This window comes from Streptomyces sp. KR55 (assembly GCF_052245645.1).
Taxonomy (GTDB): Bacteria; Actinomycetota; Actinomycetes; order Streptomycetales; family Streptomycetaceae; genus Streptomyces; species Streptomyces flavusporus.
On record NZ_JBQQCE010000550.1, the window covers coordinates 1 to 6,007 of the forward strand.

General features: G+C 70.4%; 4 protein-coding genes. 1 reads left to right on the plus strand and 3 read right to left on the minus strand.

The window, feature by feature from the left end; all coding sequences use genetic code 11:
* A partial coding sequence (locus ACTWQJ_RS44905; protein ID WP_443312158.1) for a family 78 glycoside hydrolase catalytic domain occupies positions 1-3,056 on the plus strand: 3,056 nt, incomplete at its 5' end.
* Here ACTWQJ_RS44905 and ACTWQJ_RS44910 read toward each other — a convergent pair.
* Genes ACTWQJ_RS44910 through ACTWQJ_RS44920 form a run of 3 tightly spaced genes read right to left on the minus strand, consistent with a single transcriptional unit; the run spans position 3,029 to position 5,966 of the window.
* Positions 3,029-3,730, minus strand: a complete 702-nt coding sequence (locus tag ACTWQJ_RS44910; protein ID WP_443312159.1) for a LutC/YkgG family protein — start codon at positions 3,728-3,730, stop codon at positions 3,029-3,031. The two genes, ACTWQJ_RS44905 and ACTWQJ_RS44910, sit on opposite strands and share 28 nt — an antisense overlap.
* Complete coding sequence (locus ACTWQJ_RS44915; protein ID WP_443312160.1) at positions 3,727-5,214, minus strand: LutB/LldF family L-lactate oxidation iron-sulfur protein; 1,488 nt, start codon at positions 5,212-5,214, stop codon at positions 3,727-3,729. Before ACTWQJ_RS44915 ends, ACTWQJ_RS44910 begins: the two co-directional genes overlap by 4 nt.
* Positions 5,211-5,966, minus strand: a complete 756-nt coding sequence (locus ACTWQJ_RS44920) for a (Fe-S)-binding protein (protein ID WP_443312161.1) — start codon at positions 5,964-5,966, stop codon at positions 5,211-5,213. The genes ACTWQJ_RS44915 and ACTWQJ_RS44920 overlap by 4 nt, the downstream gene beginning before the upstream one ends.
* Positions 5,967-6,007 lie beyond the last annotated feature (41 nt).

Here is a 6,007-nt window from a genome sequence, read left to right on the forward strand (position 1 = left end):
CCGGTGGCGTCGCAGGCGGGGGCGCGGCATCGGCCGCTCCCGCCGACGCCCCCGCCTCCGACCGCACATCGGTCACGGGGCTGACGGTCGAGCACCGGACGAACCCGCTCGGCATCGACGCCGACGCCCCGAGGTTCGGCTGGCGCATGGCCTCCGCAGCCCGCGGCCGGCGCCAGTCGGCGTACCGCATCCTTGTCGCGACCTCGGCCGAACGCCTGCGGCGCGGCCGCGCGGACGTCTGGGACAGCGGCCGCGTCACCTCGGCCGACTCGGTCGCCGTGCGCTACGCGGGCCCCGACCTGCACGCCTCCACCCGCTACCACTGGACGGTGACGGTCTGGGACGAGACCGGCCGTGCCGTCCCCGCCGCCCCGACCGCCCACTTCGAGACCGGCCTGCTCAGCACCGACGGCATCGCAGGCTGGAACGGCGCCCGGTGGATCACCATGGCGGGCAAGCAACCCAACAGCCCCGGCGCCCCGCTGCTGCGCCGGCAGACCCGGCTGGCAGGGCGTCACGTACGGGACGCCCGGCTCTACATCTCCGCCCTCGGCGTGTACGACGCCTACGTCAACGGCCACCGGGTCGCCGTGCCGCAGGGCGACGGCACCACCCACGAGCTGCTGACGCCGGGCTGGACCAACTACGACAGCACCGTCAACTACTTCACCTACGACGTCACGGACCTGGTCGCGGGGGAGCGGCACCAGGGGCACGTCACCCTCGCGGCCGTCCTCGGCAACGGCTGGTACAACGGCCGTGTCTCCGACAACAGCACCTACTACTCCGCCGACGGCAACCGCCTGGCCCTCAAGGCCCAGCTCCTCGTCCGGTACGCCGACGGATCCGAGCAGACGATCGTCACCGCGCCCGGCGACGACTGGAAGGCCACGGACACCGGCCCCTACCGCGCCGACGACATCTACGACGGCCAGACCTACGACGCCCGCAGGGAACTCCCGGGCTGGACGGCGAACGGCTTCGACGCCGCTGACTGGGCGGGCGTGAGCGAGCACGACTTCACCTCCAGGTTCCCCGACGCCAAGCTGGTCGCCTATCCCGGCGAGAGTGCCCGCCTGATGCCGGACTGGGACCGCAGGCCGCGCTCCATCACCGTGTACACCGGCGTGACCGGCCAGGACGGCAGCCCCAACGGCAAGGGCCGTATCGTCGTCGACCCCGCCCGCACGGTCACCGACCCGGCCGCTGCGGCCACCGCTGCCGTGACCCTGCGCCCCGGCGACACCGCCGTGATCGACCTCGGCCAGAACATGGTCGGCGTACCCCGCTACACCCTGCGGGGCCCGGCGGGCGCCCAAGTCGCCTTCAAACCCGGCGAGATGCTCAACGACGACAGCGCCGGCGCCGACGGCCCCGTCGGCTCGGTCTACCGGGCCAACCTCCGCAGCGCCAAGGCCACCAGCACGTACATCCTCAAGGGCGACCCCGACGGCGAGACCCACCAGGACTCGCTGACCTTCTACGGTTTCCGCTATGTCTCCGTCACCGCGACCGACACCGTCACCCTCACCGCGTTCACCGGCAGGGTCGCCACCTCCGCCCTCCGCGACATCGGCACGATCACCACCGACGACGCCGACGTCAACCAGCTGATCAGCAACGTCCGTTGGGGCCAGCGCGGCAACTACCTGTGGGTGCCCACCGACTGCCCGCAGCGCGACGAACGCTGCGGCTGGACCGGCGACACCCAGCTCTTCTCCAACACCGGCCTGTACAACGCCGACGCGGTGAACTTCCTCAGCCACTTCCAGGACACCCTGATCGACTCGCAGCGGACCTATGGCGCGGACAGCGCCCAGTTCACCTGGATCGCCCCCGGTGCCCGCTACAACCAGCCGATTCCGGCGAGTGGTTGGGCCGACTGCGGGGTGGTCGTCCCGTGGACGATCTGGCAGATGTCCGGCGACACCACCGTCATCGACCGCAGCTGGGCCGCGATGAAGAAGTACATGGACTGGATCCGGCAGCGCACCGGCGACAGCTACGCCGGACAGGGCGCGATCTTCGGCGACTGGCTGGCCTTCCAGGACACCAGCACCCAGTTCATGAGCGACGTGTACTACGGCTACAGCGCCCGGCTCATGGCGGACATGGCCCGTGCCACCGGCCGCAGCGCCGAGTCCCGTGCGTACGAGGAGCTCTTCTCCCGGATCAAGCGGGCGTTCATCACTAAATACCTCGCCACCGACGCGACCACGGGACGGATCACGGTCCGCTCGAGCCTGGGCGATCCGCCGCCGACCCCCGGCGACAGCCCGCGCAAGACCGAGGACGACACCCAGACCGCCCTGCTGTGGGTCCTCAAACTCGGCTTCTACGAGACCGAGGCACAGCGCCGCGCGCTCGTCGCCCTACTCGCCGAGAACATCGGCAACGACGAGGCCTACAAGGAGGCCCACCCCGACAGCACGCGCGTGAAGTACGCGGAGAACACCCTCTCCGTCGGCTTCCTCGGCGTGAACGTCCTCGCCCCGGTGCTCACCGACGAGGGCCGCGTCGACCTGGCGTACAAGCTGCTGCACCAGGACGCCATGCCGTCCTGGCTGTACTCGGTGAGAAACGGCGCGACCACGATCTGGGAGCGCTGGAACTCGTACTCGAAGGAGGACGGCTTCGGCCCGGTCGACATGAACTCGTTCAACCACTACTCCTACGGCGCGATCATGGAGTGGATGTACGAGAGCATGGCCGGCATCGCCAAGGACCCGGCCCACCCCGGCTTCCGGCACTTCTTCCTCAGGCCTCACCTAGACGCGACCGGCAAGGTCACGCGGGTGGCCGGGTCGCATCTCTCGCCGTACGGCGAGATCGTCAGCGAGTGGAAGGCGGACGGCCGCAAGCTGACCTACCGGGCCGCGGTGCCCGCGAACACGACCGCGACCCTCCGCATCCCCACCACCGACCCGGCGACGGTCCGCGAAGGCCGGACACCCCTCTCCCGGGTCGAGGGCGTGAAGTACCTGGGCTTCGCGGACGGCACCGCCTCCTACCGACTCCCGTCCGGCCGCTACGAGGTGACGTCCGTGCTCGCCTGACCGCCCACCAGCACCACCTCCAGGGTGCGCGGACCGTGCACCCCCTCGACCCGGTCCAGCTCGATGTCGCTGGTCGCCGACGGACCGGAGATCCACGTCAACGGGCGGGCCGGGTCGAGGCGTTCGAGGGCCTGCGGGACGGAGGAGACGACCTGATCCGGGACCCGCACCACACAGATGTGGTGGTCGGGGACGAGGGTGATGCGGCGGCGGCCCTGGTCGGGGGAGCCGTCCAGGACGATCGTGCCGGTCTCGGCGACGGCCACCGCACACGCCGTGACCACGCTGTCGACCCGGTCCAGTTCGTGCGGGGTGCTCTCCGCCCGGTCCGGGATCCGCTCGGCGTCGGTCGCCGCGAGCCACTCCACCTCCAGGCCCGGCGGCACGAGCACCGTCTTCGAGCCTCGCGCGGCGAGCATCCCGGCGATCGTCGCCGCGAGATCGGCGGGAGTGCAGCGGTGCACCAGTGCCCGGTAGTCCGCCAGGTTCTCGGCCAGCAGATCGACCGTCTCCGCGACACTCCGCTTCCCGTGCTCACGCAGATAGTCGCGGGGAACCGCCTGCTCGTACTGGGGGTCCCTCCCAGGCCGTTCAGGCACTGGGGGAGTGTCGTCCTGTCGTGCGGCCGCCAGTGCCCGTTGTACCCGGCCCAGGATCCGTTCCCTGCTGCTCACTTCGCGCCGTCCTTCCCGCCGTTCGTACGCTGCCACCAGTCCCGGAACGGCTCCTTGGGCACCGCCGGCAGATCACGGGTCCCGCTCCACGCCTTGCCCGGGCCCGGGAGCGACCGCGGATGCAGGCGGCGGGTGCGCGAGGCGAGCCGCTGGCCGGTGCGCAGGGCGCCCGGATGGCTGAACGCCCAGCGCGCCGCCCGCATCGCGGCCCGCTCGGCGGCATGACCCTTCGCGGGTTTCAGCACCACCTTGTTGCCCTGCCGCGTCACCTGACCACCCTCCACGACCCGCTCCCTGAGATGCACCAGCACCTCGGGGATGTCGATGGCCACCGGGCACACGTCGTAGCAGGCGCCGCACAGCGAGGACGCATACGGCAGTGAGGCGTCGATCTCGGATGCCGTGCCCCGGAGCTGCGGGCTGAGGATCGCGCCGATGGGGCCCGGGTAGACCGAGCCGTACGCATGGCCGCCCGCCCGCTCGTACACCGGACAGACGTTGAGACACGCCGAGCAGCGGATGCACCGCAGGGCCTGACGACCGACCTCGTCGGCGAGCGTGTCGGTACGGCCGTTGTCGAGGAGGACCAGGTGGAAGGTGCGCGGGCCGTCAGCCGTCTCGGAGTCTGTCGTACCCGTCCACATCGACGTGTACGGGTTCATGCGCTCGGCCGTCGACGAGCGGGGGAGTGTCTGCAGGAACACCTCCAGGTCCCGCCATGTGGGCACGATCTTCTCGATGCCGACGACCGAGATCAGCGTCTCGGGCAGGGTCAGGCACATCCGCCCGTTGCCCTCGGACTCCACGACCACCAGCGTGCCGGTCTCGGCGACCATGAAGTTGGCGCCGGAGATGCCGACCTTGGCCCGCAGGAACTTCTCGCGGAGGTGGAGGCGGGCCGCCTCGGCGAGTTCGGCGGGTGTGTCGGTCAGGCCTTCCGGAGCCGGGCGGCCCCACTCGCTCATCTCCTTGCGGAAGATGTCCCGGATCTCGCCCCGGTTGCGATGGATCGCCGGGACGAGGATGTGCGAGGGCCGGTCCTTGCCCAACTGCACGATCAACTCGGCGAGATCGGTCTCGTAGGCGTGGATGCCCTCTTCGAGAAGGGCCTCGTTGAGCCCGATCTCCTGCGTGGCCATCGACTTGACCTTGACGACTTCCGACTCACCGGTCGCCTTGACGAGGTCCGCCACGATCCGGTTGGCCTCGTCGGCGTCGGCGGCCCAGTGGACGGTGCCGCCCGCCGCCGTCACCGACTCCTCCAACTGCACAAGGTAGCGGTCGAGATGACGGAGCGTATGGTCCTTGATCCGCTTCCCGGCCTCCCGCAGCGCCGCCCAGTCGGACACCTCCGCCACGGCCTTCGCGCGCTTGGCGCGGATCGTGTGCGTGGCGTGGCGCAGATTGCCCCGCAGGGTCTGGTCGTGCACGGCCTCGTGCGCAGCCTTCGGAAAGGCCGGCATCCCCACGAACGTTCCGCTCATACGGTCGGTTCCTCCTCCGTGCTCGCCAGGATCTCCGCGATGTGCACCGGCCGCATGCCGGTCCGTAGCCGGGCCATCGTGCCGCCGATGTGCATCAGACAGGAGTTGTCGGCCGCGCACAGCACCTCGGCCCCCGTCGATTCGGCGTTGCGCACCTTGTCGGCGCCCATCGCCGCCGAGACGTCGGAGTTCTTCAACGCGAACGTGCCGCCGAACCCGCAGCACTCCTCCGCTCCGGGCAGCTCCACCAGCTCCAGCCCCTTCACGGCCTGGAGCAGCCGTCGCGGCCGGTCGCCGAGCCCCAGCCCGCGCAGCCCGTGGCAGGTCGGGTGATAGGTCACCTTGTGCGGGTAGTACGCCCCCACGTCCGTCACGCCGAGCACGTCCACCAGGAACTCCGTCAGCTCGTACGTCTTCGGCACCACGGGCGCCAGCGTGGTGGCGAGCGTGTCCCCCCGCCCCTCGGCCCGCGCCCGCTCACCCATCCGCGGATACAGCTCCCGCACCATCGCCCCGCACGACCCGGACGGCGTGACGATCGCCTCGTACTCCCCGAATACATCGGAGAAATGCCGGGCGAGCGGCTCGGCCTCGTGCCGGTATCCGGTGTTGTAGTGCGCCTGCCCGCAGCAGGTCTGCGCCATCGGGAAGTCGACCTCGACGCCCAGCCTGGTCAGCAGTTTCACCACGGCGCGCCCGGTGTCCGGATAGAGCGTGTCGTTGACACAGGTCAGGAACAGGGCGACACGCATCGCGGCTCCTTGTGATCGATCATCGGATGAGTGCAGGGTAG